We start from the raw sequence: 17,469 nt of genomic DNA on the forward strand, positions 1-17,469 counted from the left end.
GTCCGCCCAACCGGTCGGCATTTCCGTACGAAATACAGGAAACGCCCATGAATTCCACGCAGATCGCCACCGCCGCCATGCTTGCCATCGGCGACGAACTTCTTTCCGGGCGCACCAAGGACAAGAATATCGGCCAGCTCGCCGATATGCTCCTCCTCGCCGGCATCGATCTCAAGGAGGTGCGCATCGTCGGCGACGAGGAGGACGATATCGTCTCGGCGCTGAACGCGCTGCGCGCCCGCTACACCTACGTCTTCACTTCAGGCGGTATCGGCCCGACGCATGACGACATCACGGCGGACGCGATCTCCAAGGCCTTCGGCGTGCCCTGCCTGCACGATCCGCTCGCCATGCAGCTGCTCGGCGCGATGTACGAGAAGCGCGGCGTGGAGTTCAACGAGGCCCGCCAACGCATGGCGCGCATGCCCCAGGGTGCGGTGCATATCGAAAATGCCGTTTCCACGGCACCGGGCTTCCACATCGGCAATGTCTATGTGATGGCCGGCGTGCCGCAGGTCTTTACCGCCATGCTTGGCAATGTCGTGCCGCAGCTTGAAGGCGGCAAACCGATGCTGTCGCGCTCCGTCGCCTCGCCCTTCGGCGAGGGCGATATCGGCAGCGCGCTGGCGGCGATCCAGAAGAATCATCCGGAAACCAGCATCGGCTCCTATCCACGCTTTTCGGAAAACCGGTTTTCGACGGAAATCGTCATCCGCAGCCGGACGGAAGCGCCCGCGGAAGCGGCCGAACGTGATATCATGGCGATGATCGCCGAAATCGCCGCGGCCAAGGCCGCGTCTTGATCCGGATCAAGGTTTTCCGGCCTCGGCGAGGGGATGCTTGCGCAGAACCAGACAGGAGGCCGAAATGACCTACAAGACCATCGTGGCGGTGCTGAGTGCTGCCGAGGACGCCGGAAAAGTCACGGATCATGCGCTGGCGCTGGCGCGCCGCATGGGCGGCCCTGCCAACGCTCATGTCATCGGGATCCATGCGGAGGCGCCCGTCATCGTGACGCTCATCGCGCCGATGGAGTATCCCGACCCGAACGCCGTGCTCCAGCTCCAGGAACGCGCGCGCGAACAATCCCGGGCGGTCGAGCAAGCGTTTCGTTCACGCTGCGAACGTGATGATATCTCTTATGAATGGCGGCTTTTCACGGGCACTGCCGGCTATGCGTCGGCCGGTATCATCGACAGTGCCCGCGCTGGCGACATCGTCCTTGCCGGCCAGTTCGATCCCGATCTGGACGGCCCGGCCCGCGAGGACATCGAGGATCTGCTCTATGAAAGCGGCCGCCCGGTCTATCTCGTCTCCAACGCGCCTGCCGGCCCCGAGCCTGTCGACCGCGTGCTGCTGGCCTGGAACGGCTCGCGCGAGGCGACGCGCGCTGCCTTCGACGCCCTGCCTTTCCTGACAGCGGCGAAAGAGGTCGAGATCTTCACCATCGATCCGCCCGACAACAACATGCAATCGGCCGATTTCTGCGGCGCGGAACTGGCCGCCACCCTCGCCCGCCACGGCGTGAAGATTTCTGTCGCATCCGGCTCTTCGGCCCACCACTCGGTCGCCGAAACGCTGAACCGCCGTGCCACGGATATCGATGCAGGCCTCATCGTCATGGGCGCCTACAGCCATTCGCGGCTACGCCAGCGCCTGTTCGGCGGTGTCACCAGCGCCATGATGCGCGGCGCCCGCGTTCCGGTGCTGATGTCGCGATAGACCGACTTGCCTGTGGATCGCCCGGTTTCCATTGCCGGGTGATCATTTTCTTGACGGGCGAAGTGCATTAGAGAGAAGGAATCTTCTTTTTTTCCGCCTATCAGGAGTCCCGTCATGTCGCTGCCCGACAAAGCCTTCCCCGTATCCTGGGACCAGTTCCACCGCGATGCGCGCGCGCTCGCCTGGCGCCTGGCGGATGGCGACCGCGAATGGAAGGCGATCGTCTGCATCACCCGTGGCGGCCTCGTGCCGGCCGCCGTCATCTCACGCGAACTCAACATCCGTCTGATCGAGACAGTCTGCGTCGCCTCCTATCATGACTATGTCTCGCAGGGTGACATGCATGTCCTGAAGGGCATCGCACCGGAGCTGGCCCAGAACGGCGGTGAAGGCATCCTTATCGTTGACGACCTCACCGATACCGGCAAAACCGCTGCCCAGGTGCGTGCCATGCTGCCGAAGGCGCATTTCGCCGCCGTCTATGCCAAGCCGAAAGGTCGTCCGCTGGTCGATACGTTCGTCACCGAAGTCAGCCAGGACACCTGGATCTACTTCCCCTGGGACATGGGCTTCACCTACCAGGAGCCGATCGCCAAGGCGGCGCGCGACTGACGTGCCGAGGAGTTGCAGCGCGCCGATCATAGGTTGCGCCACACGGCTTTGATTGACGAATCGTGATAAAAAGCCGGCGGAAGGCATGCGCCCTTTCGCCGGCTTAATCTTTCCGAAATCCCTGCAAAAGATAGTCCTTATGTTCACCGCTCGGAGGCGGTGATGGGAGGCGCGGATCATCATGTCCTGGAGACGGCCGGCATTGGCGGCGGTGCTTGTGGTTGGCCTCCTGTTTGCGGGACCGACCGGCGCACAACAGGATGTCCGGGTCACCGCCATCGCCGACTATGTCGAAGCCAATGTTCGCCCCTGGCTTGCCGAACCTGCCATCGTCAATGCGGTCATCGCGCAGAACGCCGTGCATTCCCGCCTGAACCAGGCCGAAATCCAGGATCTCGATGCGCGCTGGCGTGTCGAGCTTCTGAGCGGAAAGCGACCGCTTATCGATGCGACACTGTCCAACCCGCTGTCGCTCTACCTGAAAGGCCGGCAGCGAGCGGCCGAGGGGCTGATCACCGAAATCTTCGTCATGGACAATCGCGGGCTCAATGTCGGCCAGAGCGACATCACCTCCGACTACTGGCAGGGCGACGAAGCCAAATGGCTGAAGAGTTTCGGCGCCGGCATGCTGGTAGTAGAGGAAGCTGAGCGGGACGAGTCAACGCAACTGATGCAGTCGCAGGCGAGTCTTCCCATCCGCGATCCCCGCAGCGGTGCGGTCATCGGCGCCATCACAGTGGGTGTCAATCTGGACGCGCTTTGACGCCGCGTGAGGGAATCACTTTATCCACGGATCACATGTCGTCCCGGATGGCTATTGCTTGAAGTCGTGACGCTAAAAAAACCCGCTTTTTTACCAGTGATTTTTTTCGTTTTTCCACAGCGGCGTGTCCCGCCACCTTACCTTTCGGCGCGAAGCCGCTGATTTTTCAGGCATCCCGGGATGTCCCCATTTTCCACAGGCGGCAGGCACAAGATATAGGGTTCAAACTTCGTTCACAAACCAGCCCTTGACGGGAATCGCCCGGATGAGGTTAATGAAATCCAAGTTGCGGCGGCGGCTGGACCGTATTGTTACGAGGTCGGTTCTCATCACGAAATCGCGTACCTATGCGCATGTGGCCGGGTGGATGATCCGCTCGCTGCACGAGGGTATTTGCGCACGATTTCCTGACACGTCATCGCGGTCAATGGGACTGGAAAAAAGAAGCTGTTGATACTATATTTAGTGTTTGCAGCTAAACTCAGCACAAGATACAGGATCCCGAAATCAATCGGGTTTCCCGCACGGACTGAAGATTTGAGCTGGCTGCAAGGCATTGCGGCCGGACGGGGATAATTGCGCCCTGTTTTGAAGGCAGGCTGCGGCACAGAGGACAACGGACATGCGCATAGAACGTCGTTTCACCAAACCCGGCCAGTCGGCCTATGCGGAAATCGAATTCCGCAAGGCCACGAGCGAGATCAAGAACCCGGACGGTTCCATCGTCTTCCGCCTCGCCGATATCGACGTGCCCGCGCAGTTCTCCCAGGTCGCCGCGGATATCCTCGCCCAGAAGTATTTCCGCAAGGCCGGCGTGCCCGCGCGCCTGAAGAAGGTCGAAGAGAACGACGTTCCCTCCTTCCTGTGGCGCTCCGTGCCGGATACCGAAGCCTTGAAGGCGCTCCCCGAGGATGAGCGCTTCTGCTCGGAAACCGATGCGCGCCAGGTTTTTGACCGTCTCGCCGGCACCTGGACCTACTGGGGCTGGAAGGGCAAGTATTTCGCCTCCGAGGAAGACGCTGCCGCCTTCAAGGACGAGCTTGCCTATATGCTCGCCACCCAGCGCGTTGCCCCGAACTCGCCGCAGTGGTTCAACACCGGCCTGCACTGGGCCTATGGCATCGATGGTCCCGGCCAGGGCCATTTCTATGTCGACCCCTTCACCGGCAAGCTGACCAAGTCGAAGTCCTCCTACGAGCACCCGCAGCCGCATGCCTGCTTCATCCAGTCCGTGGAAGACGATCTCGTCAACGAGAACGGCATCATGGACCTGTGGGTGCGTGAAGCCCGCCTCTTCAAGTATGGCTCCGGCACCGGCTCCAACTTCTCCTATCTGCGCGGCGAAGGCGAAAAGCTTTCGGGCGGCGGCCGTTCCTCCGGCCTGATGAGCTTCCTGAAGATCGGCGACCGCGCCGCTGGCGCCATCAAGTCGGGCGGTACGACGCGCCGCGCGGCCAAGATGGTCGTGGTCGACATCGACCACCCGGATATCGAGGCCTACATCAACTGGAAGGTCAAGGAAGAGCAGAAGGTGGCGGCCCTCGTCACCGGCTCGAAGATCGTCGCCAACCACCTCAAGGCCATCATGAAGGCCTGCGTCAATTGCTCGGCCGACGGCGACAAGTGCTACGACGCGGCTGAAAACCCGGCGCTCAAGCGCGAAATCCGCGCTGCCAAGAAGAGCCAGGTTCCGGAAAACTACATCAAGCGCGTCATCCAGTTCGCCAAGCAGGGCTACAAGGACCTCGAGTTCAAGACCTACGACACGGACTGGGATTCGGAAGCCTACCTCACCGTCTCCGGCCAGAACTCCAACAACTCCGTCTCGCTGAAGGACGACTTCCTGCGCGCTGTGGAGAACGACGGCGACTGGAACCTGACCGCCCGCAAGGACGGCAAGGTCATGAAGACGCTGAAGGCCCGCGACCTGTGGGAGCAGATCTCCTACGCCGCCTGGGCATCGGCCGATCCGGGCCTGCACTTCAACACGACGATGAACGACTGGCACACCTCGCCGGCCGCGGGCCCGATCCGCGCCTCGAACCCGTGCTCGGAATACATGTTCCTCGACGACACGGCCTGCAACCTCGCTTCGCTGAACCTGCTTCAGTTCAAGGATGCCGCCACCAAGAACATCAACATTGCCGACTACGAACACGCCGTCCGCCTGTGGACCATCGTGCTCGAAGTCTCGGTCATGATGGCGCAGTTCCCGTCGCGCCAGATCGCCGAGCGCTCCTACGAGTACCGCACGCTCGGCCTCGGTTACGCCAACATCGGCGGCCTGCTGATGTCCTCGGGCATCCCCTACGATTCGACGGAAGGCCGCGCCATTGCCGGCGCGCTGACCGCCATCATGACCGGCGTCTCCTATGCCACCTCGGCCGAAATGGCAGGCGAACTCGGCCCGTTCCCGGGCTTTGCACCGAACCGCGACAACATGCTGCGCGTCATGCGCAACCATCGCCGTGCAGCCTATGGCGAAACGACCGGCTACGAGCAGCTCTCGGTCAACCCCGTCGCGCTCATTCATGACGAGTGCCCGGACCAGACCCTGATCGTCCACGCCAAGGCCGCCTGGGACAAGGCCGTGGCACTCGGCGAAAAACACGGCTACCGCAACGCCCAGACGACCGTCATCGCGCCGACCGGCACGATCGGCCTCGTCATGGACTGCGACACGACCGGCATCGAGCCCGACTTCGCGCTGGTGAAGTTCAAGAAGCTCGCCGGCGGCGGTTACTTCAAGATCATCAACCGCGCCGTTCCCGAAGCACTGCGTACGCTCGGCTATTCCGAAAGCCAGCTCGCCGAGATCGAGGCCTATGCGGTCGGCCACGGCAACTTCAACCAGGCACCGGCCGTCAACCCCGGCTCGCTGAAGGCCAAGGGTTTCCCGGACGACAAGATCGAAGCCGTCAATGCCGGTCTCAAGGCCGCTTTCGACATCAAGTTCGCCTTCAACCAGTGGACGCTCGGCGCCGACTTCCTGAAGGATGTGCTGAAGGTTTCCGATGCGCAGCTCTCCGACATGTCCTTCAACCTCCTGGAGCATATCGGCTTCTCGAAGAAGGATATCGAAGCCGCCAACATCCACGTCTGCGGTGCGATGACGCTGGAAGGCGCGCCCTTCCTCAAGGCCGAGCACCTCGCCGTGTTCGATTGCGCCAATCCGTGCGGCAAGATCGGCAAGCGCTACCTGTCGGTCGAAAGCCACATCCGCATGATGGCGGCCGCCCAGCCGTTCATCTCGGGTGCCATCTCCAAGACGATCAACATGCCGAACGAGGCGACCGTCGAGGATTGCAAGAACGCCTATATGCTCTCGTGGAAGCTCGCGCTGAAGGCCAACGCGCTTTACCGCGATGGTTCCAAGCTCTCCCAGCCACTCAACGCCTCGCTGATCGAGGATGAGGACGACGAGGACGATGCAATCGAGGCGCTGGTCGCAGCCCCCGCCGCCGCCCAGGCCGTCACGGTCACGGAGAAGATCATCGAGCGCATCATCGAACGGGTCTCGCGCGACCGTGAGAAACTCCCGAACCGCCGCCAGGGCTACACCCAGAAGGCTGTCGTCGGCGGGCACAAGGTCTATCTGCGCACCGGCGAATTCGGCGATGGCCGCCTCGGCGAGATCTTCATCGACATGCACAAGGAAGGTGCTGCCTTCCGTGCGATGATGAACAACTTTGCCATCTCCATCTCGCTTGGCCTGCAGTACGGCGTGCCGCTCGAGGAATTTGTGGAGGCCTTCACCTTCACCAAGTTCGAGCCGGCCGGCATGGTCCAGGGCAACGACGCGATCAAGAACGCCACGTCGATCCTCGACTACGTCTTCCGCGAACTCGCCGTCTCCTATCTCGGCCGTCATGACCTCGCGCATGTCGACCAGTCGGACTTCTCCAACACCGCGCTTGGCAAGGGCATCCAGGAAGGCAAGACCAACCCGTTCTCGACCGGCTGGACGCGTGGCCACAAGCCGACGCTCATCCAGGGCGGCCAGACCGAGCGTCAGCTCTCCGAACCCAAGGGTTCTGCCACCGCAGCCCCCGCCAAGGCCGCCTCGACGGGTAACGTAACGGCCTTTGCCGGCAACGCCGCCCGCAAGCTGGAACCGACCGTCGCCGTTTCCACCCACGAAATCGTCGCCTTCAAGCGCGATTACGAGGAACGCGCTGCCGAACTCGCCGAGGCAATGGCCGACGACGTTGCCGACGAAGCCGAAGAACAGGGCATCACCGCCCTCTTCTCCGACAAGGCCGCCGCCGAAGCCGCAAGCGCCAAGGCCGACGCCAAGAAGCTGGAAAACGAACGCCGCATGCGCTCCATCGCACAGGGCTACACGGGCAACATGTGCTCGGAGTGCCAGAACTTCACGATGGTCCGCAACGGCACCTGCGAGAAGTGCGACACCTGCGGTGCCACGAGCGGGTGCAGCTGAGACAGTTCAAGTCATCTGGTGACGTAGAAAATACCCCGGCAAAAGCCGGGGTATTTTTTTACTTTCCAATAATATTTTCTCAAATTGAGCACAATCATCCACAACCAAAAAGCGTACATCAATGGGCTACGCAGAGAAATTCGCTGACAAAGAGAGCCATTTCATTGCCAAAAAAGTCAGAAATGAGCCAAAAAACACCTTTTGATTGAATTCATCACGTATGCAGCAAAGAAAGCTGATGCTACCCTTGAGCGAGTGATCAAAAGGGGCGGGTCATGAGCGACAAGGATGAGAAGTCGAATAAAGCCAAATGGGTAATCCGTGATACGGCATCGGGTTGGTTTTGGTGGCTTGTCGATCCCGATGGAAACGTAATTGGCAAGTCGATCGACTTTTTCATCACCCGGCAGTCATGCGTCGACAATGCGATACGTCATCGGATGTCACAATATCCCGATCGAGACGAGACCGAATATGCATTGGACGCCCGCCCGCTAGACGAAGAAGCGCTCCGATCCGACATCAGATTGATCGAGGCTTCGCATGCCGGGAAAGAACACGCTTTTTCCACTGGATTTCACGAAGGTTACAGTTCTGCTTATCACCCTGAAATAGGGAATGTCGATCTAAGGCGAAGAGGCTTCGTCTATATTGTTACATCCGCGCGCAACGGCATTTTGTTCGTCAAGGTAACCAGCGATCTTCCTCGGCGGCTTTTCGAGCACCGAACGACGCGAATGCCTGGCGTAACAGTCTATCAAGGGGTGGAAACACTCGTTTGGTTTCAGATATACGATCAATTGATCGATGCCGTTGAACGGCAAAAGGCCATAAAGAACATGCCACGGCATAAGAAGATCGAGCTTGTAGAGTCGCTAAATCCCAATTGGAACGATCTTTCGCACCGTCTCCTGTCTTCGTAGCACCCGGACTATGTAAGTCAGGCTTCTGGCATAACTTTCCTCAATTGCGGCACAGCGGGCCAGCACGTCATTGCAGCGCATGGATGCACAGGCTACATGCTAGCCTCCCGTTACGGGAATCGAGCTGAACCGAATTCCGTGATGCAGAAGGAACAGTCGATGCTGACAGCGCCGCGCCGGGGGCCGATTGCCTTGGCCTACCGTGTCCTCGTCCTGCCGGGTGTCATTGCCTATCTCTTTGCCGTCAGCATCGTCGTGCTTGCCGCCGATCGTTTCTGGCTGGTCGATCTGCTTACCTTCGCCTGGCCCTATGTGGTGGCCGCCGGTGCGCTGCTTTGTGTCGTGGCCGTCATCACGCGGCGGCTGAAGGCGATCGTCATTGCGTTTGCCGGCCTGGCGATCGCTCTCATTCCCGCCTTCGACGTGCCGACCGCCCGCCCCTCCACGGCCGCAAGCGGGCTCAAGGTGCTGACCGCCAATCTCTATGTCCAGAACGCCGAGGATCCGGCGGTCTTCATCGACCTGCTGCGCCGGGAAAAGCCCGATATCGTCGTGCTGCAGGAGGCGACGCCACGCTGGGTGCAGTCGCTCTCCGCCGCGGGCCTTTTTCCCCATGAAAGCAGCGCGGAGGCGTTGACGCGCGACAGCCTCAAGGTCTTCTCCACCCTGCCGATCCGCGCGGAAACCGAACTGAAGCGCGCCTTCACCGAGCCGAAGGCCTACAAGCAGCCGCTTCGGCTCGAACTCGACATGCGCGGCAAGCCGCTCTTCCTCTATGCCTTCCATCCCGAGACGCCGCGCCGCCTGTGGCAATGGCGCGACCGCAACGCCTATCTTTCGGCCGCAGCCGATGCCGTGAAGGGCGACCTCCAGCGCGCGCCCGTCATCGTTGCCGGCGACTGGAACACGCCCACCTGGTCGCCGTTCTATCGCGGCTTCCTGCGCCAGGCCGGCCTTGCCTCCACCGCCGGCGGCTGGCTGCAGCCGGTGACACGTTTCAGCCTCAAGCTCGATTGGCTCGCCTATATCGGCGCGACGATCGACCATGTCGCCGTTTCGCCCGACATTTCCGTGCGCGGCCATCGCGTCGGCCCGGCGTTCGGTTCCAACCACCTGCCGGTCATCGCCGAACTTGCCATGCCGGAAACCTGACCCCTCGCCGTTGCGGAAAAACACCCTATCTTTCAGGGGAAGCAACGAGGGAGAAGACGATGCCTACGGAAAAGGACAGCCCAAAAGCCTCGCTCGAAAAGGAGCGCGCCAAGCAGCAACGCAAGGCAGCAAAGGCGGAACAGGACGATTACCTGGAAGAAGCGCTGGAAGAGACGTTCCCTGCCAGTGATCCGATCGCACCGGGCGACGTGAAGGACCATGCCAAGTGAGGAGGTCGCCGGCCCCATGGATATGACGACGCAATGAGCCCGCCTTTCCTGTTCGATGGCCCGGACGATGCACCCGTGACCGTGTTGCTTGCCCATGGCAGCGGCGCACCGATGGATTCGCCGGCAATGAATGCGGCGACCGCAGCTCTCGCGACAGAAGGCCTGCGGGTCGCCCGTTTCGAATTCTCCTACATGGCCGCGCGCCGCATCGATGGCAGTCGCAAGCCGCCGCCGAAGGCGGAGACGCTGAACCCGGAGTTTTGTGCCGCTGTCGCAGCACTTGGCGCAAAGGGGCCGCTGGTGATCGGCGGCAAGTCGATGGGCGGGCGTGTCGCCAGCATGGTGGCGGATGCGCTGCATGGAGACGGAAAGATCGCCGGCCTGCTCTGCCTCGGTTATCCGTTTCACCCGCCGGAAAAACCGACGCAGTTGCGCACCAAGCATCTGATGGACCTGAAGACGCCAGCGCTGATCTGCCAGGGCACGCGCGATCCTTTCGGCACGAAAGACGAGGTTCCGGGTTACGGCCTGCCAAAGCGCATCCAGATCCTCTGGCTGGAAGACGGCGACCATGACCTGAAGCCGCGCAAGAGCATTTCCGGCTTTACCGCCGCCGATCATCTCGCCGCCATGGCAAGCACCGTAAAGACATGGACGGCGACGCTGCGCTAAGATCCCCCTGTTCCGCGCGGAACAGCACACACGATCCCCTTATGCGAAGGTCCGGTCACTGGATGCAACGAGCCATCCGCAACCGACCCGAAGGGACCAGATCATGCGCAACATCCTCCTCATCGCCGCCGTTGCCCTCGCCTCGGTCGCCTCGTTCACCACCCCCTCGCAGGCCGGTTCCTACAGCTACGGCTACCAGCCGCACTGCTTCGTCAAGAAAGTGAAGTCCTACGACTATTACGGTAACCTGATCATCAGACACGTCCGCGTCTGCCGCTGAGCGGAGCCCCCTCGACAGGGCTGTTCGATGCGCGGCTCCCGCCGGCAAGACGGCCTCACGGACGGAACGAAGCCCGGATGCGACCATCGCATCCGGGCTTCGGATTTTTGGACAAGACCTCAGTTGCCGCTGACCTGTCCGGCCCAGCTCTGTGCGCCGGTTTGGCCATCGAGGAACGGTAGAGCCGTGCTGACGAGAGCGGGCGCAGCAAAGGTTTCGTAATGTGTGAGGCCGGGCAGGATGGCGAGACGGTTCTTGACCATGTTTTCCCGCATCCAGCCGGCATCCCTCAGCCCGCCGCCGAGCTTCTGATAGAACTCGACCATATGCTCGGGACGGATCATGTCACTGTCGCCGAAGATCAGCATGACGGGCATGGAAAGCTTCGCGACGGCATCGGAGGCGTCGTAGTCCACACGCATCGCAGCCCCCATGGCATCGAGCAGTTTCGGGAACTGCGAGACGTCAGGCGCGACGGCCGCATAGGATTTGTACATCGGCGTCTCCTTCATCATATCCGCCATCGCGCCGGACACCGCCGCCTGCTGCGGCAGCATTTCCGGGAAGAAGCCGTTCCTGGCAAAGGGGGCGGAGGCGATGACGAGGCGACGCACCTTGCCCGGCGCGCTTGCTGCCATGTGCAGCGCAACGCCGCCTCCGAAGGAATAGCCGAGCACGTCGATCTTATCGTAGCCGAGCTTGGTGACGAGTTCGGCCATATCGGCGCCGATGGCCGGAATGTCGATCGGCCGGTCACCGAGGGGCGTGCGGCCATGACCCTGGAGATCGACGCCGATGACCTGCCGCGTCTCCTGCAAGGTCTTCAAGTTTTCGCCGAACATCTCGATCTGGCCAAGGCCGCCATGCAGCAGGAGCAGCGGCTCGCCCTCACCGCGGATCTCGTAGTAGTATTCGATACCGTTGATCGGCAGGTGGCCTGCCTTGTCGGGCTTGCCAACTACGGCCTGCAACGGATTTTCCTTGACCGCCTCCGCCTGAACCGCTGCGGGCGCGAAGGTGGCAAGGGCTGCGGTCAGAAGCGTGATGATGGTCATCTTCGGCATGTCTGTCTCCTCGGTCTCCAACCGGCACCCTGCCGGCTCTCTGCACCAAGGACGCCGATGATCACCGCAGACCGACAGGGCGGGGAAAATTTTCGTGGGCGCGCTTCGCAAACTGAATCAAGCCGCTGCGGAATCGATTCAGGATTTCGGCCTATATCATTGAAATATAAGAAGGACGGTGTCAGGAAACGGCGTGCGGAGAGGAAGAAAACTTTAACGGATGCACGTGCATATTAGCGGAACACCAGATGCATCCGGGCGGACCATGACGCACAGTTTCTCTTACACCCACTATGATCTCGACCTGCAGCGGAGCGGTACGGTCGTCGAAATCACGCTGTCGGCCGTTGCCAATGTCCGCCTCATGAGCCACGCCAATTTCGACCTGTTCAAGAACGCCCGCCAGCACAAGTTCCTCGGCGGCGTGGCCAAGCAGTCTCCGATCCGGTTGAAGGTTCCGAAGAGCGGCCACTGGCATGTGATTGTCGATATGGAAGGACATCCGGGCAAGGCGCAGTCGTCGATCAAGATCGTACCACTCGCCCCGCAGAAGCCAGCGCAGCGCTTCAGCGCGGCGTAACTACCCCTCGCCGCGTTCCTTGCGCAGCTTCGCCCACCAGTCGAGCCGCTTGCGCAGCTCCCGTTCGAAGCCGCGCTCCGGTGGATCGTAGAAGGTCCGGCGACCCATTTTTTCCGGGAAATAGTCCTGCCCTGAAAAGGCGTCAGGCTGGTCGTGATCGTAGCGATAACCGTCGCCGTAGCCCTCGCCCTTCATCAGCTTGGTCGGTGCGTTGAGGATGTGTTTCGGCGGCAGCAGCGAGCCATGCTCCTTTGCCGCACGCATTGCCGATTTGTAGGCGGTGTAGATGGCGTTCGATTTCGGCGCGGTGGCGAGATAGACGCAGGCCTGTGCCAGCGCCAGATCCCCCTCCGGCGAGCCGAGAAAATCGTAGGCGTCCTTCACGGCATTGCACACGACAAGCGCCTGCGGATCGGCAAGGCCGATATCCTCGACCGCCATGCGCACCATGCGGCGACAGAGGAAGAGCGGATCCTCACCGGCATCCAGCATGCGCGTGAGATAGTAGAGCGAGGCATCGGGATCGGAGCCGCGCACGGCCTTGTGCAGGGCCGAGATGAGATTGTAGTGGCCATCCTGCGACTTGTCATAGACGGGTGCGCGGCGCTGCACGATGCGGAAGAGATCGTCCTGCCCAAAAATCTCGCCCGCGCGCGCGGCGCGCCACACCTCTTCCGCCAGCGTCAGCACGGCGCGGCCATCGCCGTCTGCCATGCGCAGCAGCGAGGCGCGCGCCTCGTCGTCCAGCGGCAACGGCTTTTCCTCGACGGCCTCGGCACGCTTCAAAAGCTCTTCCAGACTCGTCTCGTCATGCGGCTTGAAGGTGAGCACGCGCGCGCGGGAAAGCAGAGCGGCGTTGAGTTCGAAGGACGGGTTTTCCGTCGTCGCGCCCACAAGCACGATCGTACCGTCCTCCATGACGGGCAGAAAGCTGTCCTGCTGAGCGCGATTGAAACGATGGATCTCGTCGACGAAAAGCAGCGTCTGCCGGCCGCCCATGCGGCGTGCGCGGGCGGCGTCGAACATCTTCTTGAGATCGGCGACGCCGGAGAAGATCGCGGAAATCTGCTCGAAGGCAAGACCCGTCTCGCCGGAGAGCAACCGTGCCACGGTCGTCTTTCCCGTACCGGGCGGGCCCCAGAAGATCATCGAGCCGAGCGAGCCGGCCTCGATCATGCGCGAGAGAACGCCGTCTGGCCCGGTTAGGTGTTCCTGACCGGACACTTCGCCCAGCGTACGCGGACGAAGGCGATCGGCCAGCGGGCGTTTCGCCTTCATATCCTCCGGTTCTTGCGGGGCGAAGAGGTCGCTCATCGGAAGAACTGTCGGATGCGCTGACCGTCACGCTCGATCTCGACGCGCCAGATCGACGGGTCTTCGCCGACAAGCGAGGCGAGCGTTTCGGTGGATGTCACGGCGGTGCCGTTGAGCTCGATGATGATGTCGCGCGGCTGAAGCCCGATGCGCGCCGCCGGCGAACCGCGGTTGACCTCCGTCACGACGACACCATTGGTCGTGCCCTGCCCGACCGGCATGCGCAACTCTTCGGAAACACGCGGCGAGAGATTGGCGACGACCGCGCCGGAGAAGGGATTGCGGCCCTCGATCAGGCGCTCGTCGCGCGGCGTCGTTTCCGGCGCACGGTCGAGGGAGAGCGTCAGCGCCTGCTCCTTGCCGCTGCTGATGACAGTGATGCGCGCCGTGCCGCCTATGCCGACGGTGGTGAGGCGATAGCCGAGCGCATCGGGATGTTCGACCGGAATGCCATTGACGGCCGTCACGATCTGTCCCGGCTTCATGCCGGCCTTTTCTGCGGGGCTGCCGGGCTGGACCTTTGAGATCAGCGCGCCGCGCGCGCGGTCGAGGCCGAGCGCTTCTGCCACCTCAGACGTCACCGCCTCGAAGGTCGCGCCAACGAAGGGACGATCGAACGTGGCGCTGCCATGCTCGGCACTGGCGATGAAGGTTTTCACGAGATTGGCGGGAATGGCGAAGCCGACGCCATTGGAACCGCCGCCGCGCGAAAAGATCGCGGTGTTGATACCGATCAGCTCGCCGTTCATGTTGATGAGCGCGCCGCCGGAATTGCCGGGATTGATGGCGGCATCCGTCTGGATGAAGAAGCCGAAATCGCCTGATCGCACCTGGTTGCGGGCAAGTGCGGAGACGATGCCGCTCGTCACGGTTTGACCTACGCCGAAAGGATTGCCGATGGCAAGCACGAGATCGCCCACCTCCACCGCATCGCTGTCGCCGAGCGGCAGCGTCGTGAAATCGCCCTCCATCTTGATCTTCAGGACGGCGAGATCGACACGCTCGTCCTTCAGAACAACCGTGCTCTCATATTCGCGGCCATCCGCCAGCGCCACCTTGATGTCGCTCGCCCCCTCGATGACGTGGTTGTTCGTGACAACGATGCCCTTGGCGCCGACGATAACGCCGGAACCGAGCGAGGATTGCTTCTGGCTGCGGTTCGGCATCTGCTGGCCGAAGAATTCCTCGAAGAAGGGGTCGCCGTCGAAGAGCGAGCGGCGCTCGACGACGCGCTCCGCATAGACGTTGACGACGGCGTTCTCGACCTGCTTGACGAGGGGCGCGAAGGAGAGCTGCATCTCCGTGCGCGATTGCGGCACGGTGCGCTCCTCGGCCATGGCGGGCGTCATCAGCGCCAGCGCCACGGCAAGCGGGGCGGCAAGCAGAATGCGGATATGCGTCATCGATTGAGTCTCCTTCGTTTCCGCGCCACGATCAGATAGGATTTCGCGGGAAAAAAGGCAAACTGCGCCGTCTTCACCGCTTGCGACACCTCACGCGGCGCGCACGAAAAAGTGGTCGGCGGAAATCTTTCCCTGCCGTTGAAACAACACGCTCCGCGTTTACGTAGAAGTCAGGGAAAACAACCAACCAATCGAGCACCGCCATGTCGCTTTACCGCTTCCCCCGTATTGCCTCCTACGAAATCACGCCCGAGCGCTGTTTTTTCAACCGGCGCGGCTTTCTGGCGGCCGCTGCCGGCGGTGCGCTCGCCGCGATAGGCACGCCGGCGCTGGCCGAGGCGCTGAAGGCCGCCAAGAGCGCCTATATGGTCGATGAGACGCTGACGCCCGAAAAAGACGTGACGACCTACAATAATTTTTATGAATTCGGCCTGGGCAAAGGCGATCCGGCGGCAAACTCGGAGAAGTTCAAGCCGACGCCCTGGACGGTGAAGGTGGACGGGCTCGTCGGCAAGCCGAAGGAATTCGGTCTCGAGGAGCTGCTTGCCTTGCCGCTCGAGGACCGGGTCTACCGCATGCGCTGCGTGGAGGCCTGGTCGATGGTGATCCCCTGGGTCGGTTTTCCGCTTTCCGCCCTTCTCGACAAGGTGGAGCCGCTGGGTGACGCCAAATACGTCGCCTTCGAGACGGTCGTGCGGCCGGAGGAAATGCCGGGGCAAGCGGGCTACTTCCAGTCCCTGCCGTGGCCCTATGTCGAAGGCTTGCGGCTCGACGAGGCCCGCCACCCGCTGGCGATCCTCGCCGTCGGCGTCTACGGCAAGACACTCCCGAACCAGAACGGGGCGCCGATCCGCCTCGTCGTTCCCTGGAAATACGGTTTCAAGGGCATCAAATCGATCGTGAAGATCACGCTGACCGACAAGCAGCCGCCCTCCACCTGGAACATCTCCGCGCCGAGCGAATACGGCTTCTATGCCAACGTCAATCCGGAGGTGGATCACCCGCGCTGGAGCCAGGCGAGCGAGAACCGTATCGGTGAAGGTGGCTTCTTCGGCGCCAACCGCCGGCCGACGCTGCCCTTCAACGGCTATGCCGACGAGGTCGCCAGCCTCTATGGCGGCATGGATCTTCGGGCGAACTACTGATGCTGCCCGCCCTGCCCCGCAAATACCACGCCGCATCGATCTGGCTGCTCTATGCCGTGGGCCTCGCGCCCGCGGCCTACGGCTTCTGGCTCGGCGCAACGGGACGCCTGCCCGGCAATCCGGTCAAGGAGTTCGAGCACCTGCTCGGCCTATGGGCGTTACGCTTCCTCGTCGCGACGCTGGCGATCACGCCGCTGCGCGATCTCTTCGGCATCACCTGGATCCGCTATCGACGCGCGCTCGGGCTGCTCGCCTTCTGGTACGTGCTGATGCATTTTTCGACCTATATGGTGCTCGACCAGTATCTGAATTTCACCGCCATCCTCGTCGATATCGCCAAGCGGCCCTTCATCACCATCGGCATGGCGGCCTTCGTGATGCTCATCCCGCTGGCGCTGACCTCTAACAACTGGTCGATCCGCCGGCTCGGCCCACGCTGGGTGAAGCTGCACAAGCTGGTCTATATCATCGCCGCCGCCGGTGCGTTGCACTTCGCCATGTCGGTGAAGGTCGTGGGGTTGGAGCCCTTGACCTACATCGTGCTGGTGGCGGTGCTGCTCATCTACAGATTGTTTCGCCGGCTTCTGCCGCGGAAGGCAAAGCGTAGTGTACCGTCAGGCCCTGTTGCGGTTAGACCCCATTCGCCATAGGCTCGTGCTCACATTTACCGACGGCATTGCGATCATAGCGTCGGCACGACAGTCAAATGCAAGCGCCGGCCTCGAGCCGCTCGACTTCGAATTCTACGGTGCGTCAAGTATCGCGATACGGGCAAAAGCCCTGGAGTATCGACCCCACTCATTCATGCGAAACGCCAACGTGGACCTGGAGGCCTCGAAACGTTCTCCGGGCCGGCTGTCCGTTACTCGACAGCAAAACGGCAAAATCTCTCCGGAGGATCGGGGGGCGATTGGTCAGAATTTCATTCTCGGTCTCTGCGGCGGGGCCGATGTCGCCCGGGCAACGCTACACCGTCGCCACCAGACTGGCTGCGCGATACCTTCCGGCGTTTTGCCGGACTCGGCGGAAAATAGAGAAAAAGTCATCGCCGGTATTCGGAACTGGAGAAAAAAGCACGGTTTGTTCAACGAACAGCGTCTGAGGGAAACAGCCAGAACGAGCCCCTGCCGTCACCCTGGATACCGAAAACGAAAAGGCCGGGAGATCA

The 17,469-nt window shown here is 61.9% G+C and carries 16 protein-coding genes; 13 read left to right on the forward strand and 3 right to left on the reverse strand.

Annotated features, from left to right (window positions below; all coding sequences use genetic code 11):
* The first annotated feature begins 47 nt into the window (after positions 1-47).
* From MUO32_RS05430 to MUO32_RS05475, 10 genes are all read left to right on the forward strand, one after another.
* Positions 48-803, forward strand: a complete 756-nt coding sequence (locus MUO32_RS05430) for a competence/damage-inducible protein A (protein WP_257947238.1) — start codon at positions 48-50, stop codon at positions 801-803.
* Between the two features lie 64 nt (positions 804-867).
* The gene (locus MUO32_RS05435; RefSeq protein ID WP_257947239.1) at positions 868-1,722 is read left to right on the forward strand and encodes a universal stress protein; all 855 of its coding nucleotides are present in this window, start codon (positions 868-870) and stop codon (positions 1,720-1,722) included.
* A 114-nt stretch (positions 1,723-1,836) separates the two neighbouring features.
* The gene (gene gpt / locus MUO32_RS05440) at positions 1,837-2,334 is read left to right on the forward strand and encodes a xanthine phosphoribosyltransferase (RefSeq protein WP_257947240.1); all 498 of its coding nucleotides are present in this window, start codon (positions 1,837-1,839) and stop codon (positions 2,332-2,334) included.
* Positions 2,335-2,515: 181 nt separating this feature from the next.
* Complete coding sequence (locus MUO32_RS05445; RefSeq protein WP_257947241.1) at positions 2,516-3,097, forward strand: hypothetical protein; 582 nt, start codon at positions 2,516-2,518, stop codon at positions 3,095-3,097.
* Between the two features lie 622 nt (positions 3,098-3,719).
* Positions 3,720-7,538: a vitamin B12-dependent ribonucleotide reductase gene (locus tag MUO32_RS05450; RefSeq protein WP_257947242.1), complete on the forward strand. Its 3,819-nt coding sequence runs from the start codon at positions 3,720-3,722 to the stop codon at positions 7,536-7,538.
* A gap of 275 nt (positions 7,539-7,813) precedes the next feature.
* Positions 7,814-8,461, forward strand: coding sequence for a GIY-YIG nuclease family protein (locus MUO32_RS29280; protein WP_308311256.1), 648 nt, complete (start codon positions 7,814-7,816; stop codon positions 8,459-8,461).
* Positions 8,462-8,620: 159 nt separating this feature from the next.
* On the forward strand, positions 8,621-9,613 hold the full coding sequence (locus MUO32_RS05460) for an endonuclease/exonuclease/phosphatase family protein (protein ID WP_257947243.1): 993 nt from the start codon (positions 8,621-8,623) through the stop codon (positions 9,611-9,613).
* A 59-nt stretch (positions 9,614-9,672) separates the two neighbouring features.
* Positions 9,673-9,843: a hypothetical protein gene (locus MUO32_RS05465; RefSeq protein WP_257947244.1), complete on the forward strand. Its 171-nt coding sequence runs from the start codon at positions 9,673-9,675 to the stop codon at positions 9,841-9,843.
* 33 nt (positions 9,844-9,876) lie between these two features.
* Complete coding sequence (locus MUO32_RS05470; RefSeq protein WP_257947245.1) at positions 9,877-10,515, forward strand: alpha/beta family hydrolase; 639 nt, start codon at positions 9,877-9,879, stop codon at positions 10,513-10,515.
* Positions 10,516-10,618: 103 nt separating this feature from the next.
* Positions 10,619-10,795 carry a hypothetical protein gene (locus tag MUO32_RS05475; protein ID WP_257947246.1) on the forward strand — a complete coding sequence of 59 codons (177 nt, stop codon included), beginning with the start codon at positions 10,619-10,621 and terminating at the stop codon, positions 10,793-10,795.
* A 119-nt stretch (positions 10,796-10,914) separates the two neighbouring features.
* Here MUO32_RS05475 and MUO32_RS05480 read toward each other — a convergent pair whose 3' ends face one another.
* Positions 10,915-11,859, reverse strand: coding sequence for an alpha/beta fold hydrolase (locus MUO32_RS05480; RefSeq protein ID WP_257947247.1), 945 nt, complete (start codon positions 11,857-11,859; stop codon positions 10,915-10,917).
* 265 nt (positions 11,860-12,124) lie between these two features.
* Between MUO32_RS05480 and MUO32_RS05485 the strand changes: the two genes are divergently transcribed.
* Positions 12,125-12,439, forward strand: coding sequence for a DUF1883 domain-containing protein (locus MUO32_RS05485; protein ID WP_257947248.1), 315 nt, complete (start codon positions 12,125-12,127; stop codon positions 12,437-12,439).
* Here the strand turns inward: MUO32_RS05485 and MUO32_RS05490 are convergent, their stop codons facing one another.
* Positions 12,440-13,753 carry a replication-associated recombination protein A gene (locus MUO32_RS05490; protein WP_257947249.1) on the reverse strand — a complete coding sequence of 438 codons (1,314 nt, stop codon included), beginning with the start codon at positions 13,751-13,753 and terminating at the stop codon, positions 12,440-12,442.
* A complete protein-coding gene (locus MUO32_RS05495; protein ID WP_374708627.1) occupies positions 13,750-15,102 on the reverse strand; it encodes a DegQ family serine endoprotease in 1,353 nt (450 codons plus the stop codon). The genes MUO32_RS05490 and MUO32_RS05495 overlap by 4 nt, the downstream gene beginning before the upstream one ends.
* 257 nt (positions 15,103-15,359) lie before the next feature.
* Between MUO32_RS05495 and msrP the strand changes: the two genes are divergently transcribed.
* Both msrP and msrQ read left to right on the forward strand, forming a co-directional pair.
* Positions 15,360-16,301, forward strand: a complete 942-nt coding sequence (gene msrP / locus MUO32_RS05500; protein WP_257947251.1) for a protein-methionine-sulfoxide reductase catalytic subunit MsrP — start codon at positions 15,360-15,362, stop codon at positions 16,299-16,301.
* Positions 16,301-16,951, forward strand: a complete 651-nt coding sequence (gene msrQ / locus MUO32_RS05505; RefSeq protein WP_257947252.1) for a protein-methionine-sulfoxide reductase heme-binding subunit MsrQ — start codon at positions 16,301-16,303, stop codon at positions 16,949-16,951. Before msrP ends, msrQ begins: the two co-directional genes overlap by 1 nt.
* Positions 16,952-17,469: the final 518 nt, after the last annotated feature.

Source organism: Shinella sp. CPCC 101442 (assembly GCF_024704725.1).
Taxonomy (GTDB): domain Bacteria; phylum Pseudomonadota; class Alphaproteobacteria; order Rhizobiales; family Rhizobiaceae; genus Shinella.

Excerpts from the sequence above, each read along its gene's own strand:
- MUO32_RS05430 (WP_257947238.1), top strand. The coding sequence starts at position 48 with ATGAATTCCACGCAGATCGCCACCGCCGCCATGCTTGCCATCGGCGAC.
- MUO32_RS05435 (WP_257947239.1), top strand. The coding sequence starts at position 868 with ATGACCTACAAGACCATCGTGGCGGTGCTGAGTGCTGCCGAGGACGCC.
- gpt (WP_257947240.1), top strand. The coding sequence starts at position 1,837 with ATGTCGCTGCCCGACAAAGCCTTCCCCGTATCCTGGGACCAGTTCCAC.
- MUO32_RS05445 (WP_257947241.1), top strand. The coding sequence starts at position 2,516 with ATGTCCTGGAGACGGCCGGCATTGGCGGCGGTGCTTGTGGTTGGCCTC.
- MUO32_RS05450 (WP_257947242.1), top strand. The coding sequence starts at position 3,720 with ATGCGCATAGAACGTCGTTTCACCAAACCCGGCCAGTCGGCCTATGCG.
- MUO32_RS29280 (WP_308311256.1), top strand. The coding sequence starts at position 7,814 with ATGAGCGACAAGGATGAGAAGTCGAATAAAGCCAAATGGGTAATCCGT.
- MUO32_RS05460 (WP_257947243.1), top strand. The coding sequence starts at position 8,621 with ATGCTGACAGCGCCGCGCCGGGGGCCGATTGCCTTGGCCTACCGTGTC.
- MUO32_RS05465 (WP_257947244.1), top strand. The coding sequence starts at position 9,673 with ATGCCTACGGAAAAGGACAGCCCAAAAGCCTCGCTCGAAAAGGAGCGC.
- MUO32_RS05470 (WP_257947245.1), top strand. The coding sequence starts at position 9,877 with ATGAGCCCGCCTTTCCTGTTCGATGGCCCGGACGATGCACCCGTGACC.
- MUO32_RS05475 (WP_257947246.1), top strand. The coding sequence starts at position 10,619 with ATGCGCAACATCCTCCTCATCGCCGCCGTTGCCCTCGCCTCGGTCGCC.
- MUO32_RS05480 (WP_257947247.1), bottom strand. The coding sequence starts at position 11,859 with ATGCCGAAGATGACCATCATCACGCTTCTGACCGCAGCCCTTGCCACC.
- MUO32_RS05485 (WP_257947248.1), top strand. The coding sequence starts at position 12,125 with ATGACGCACAGTTTCTCTTACACCCACTATGATCTCGACCTGCAGCGG.
- MUO32_RS05490 (WP_257947249.1), bottom strand. The coding sequence starts at position 13,753 with ATGAGCGACCTCTTCGCCCCGCAAGAACCGGAGGATATGAAGGCGAAA.
- MUO32_RS05495 (WP_374708627.1), bottom strand. The coding sequence starts at position 15,102 with ATGACGCCCGCCATGGCCGAGGAGCGCACCGTGCCGCAATCGCGCACG.
- msrP (WP_257947251.1), top strand. The coding sequence starts at position 15,360 with ATGTCGCTTTACCGCTTCCCCCGTATTGCCTCCTACGAAATCACGCCC.
- msrQ (WP_257947252.1), top strand. The coding sequence starts at position 16,301 with ATGCTGCCCGCCCTGCCCCGCAAATACCACGCCGCATCGATCTGGCTG.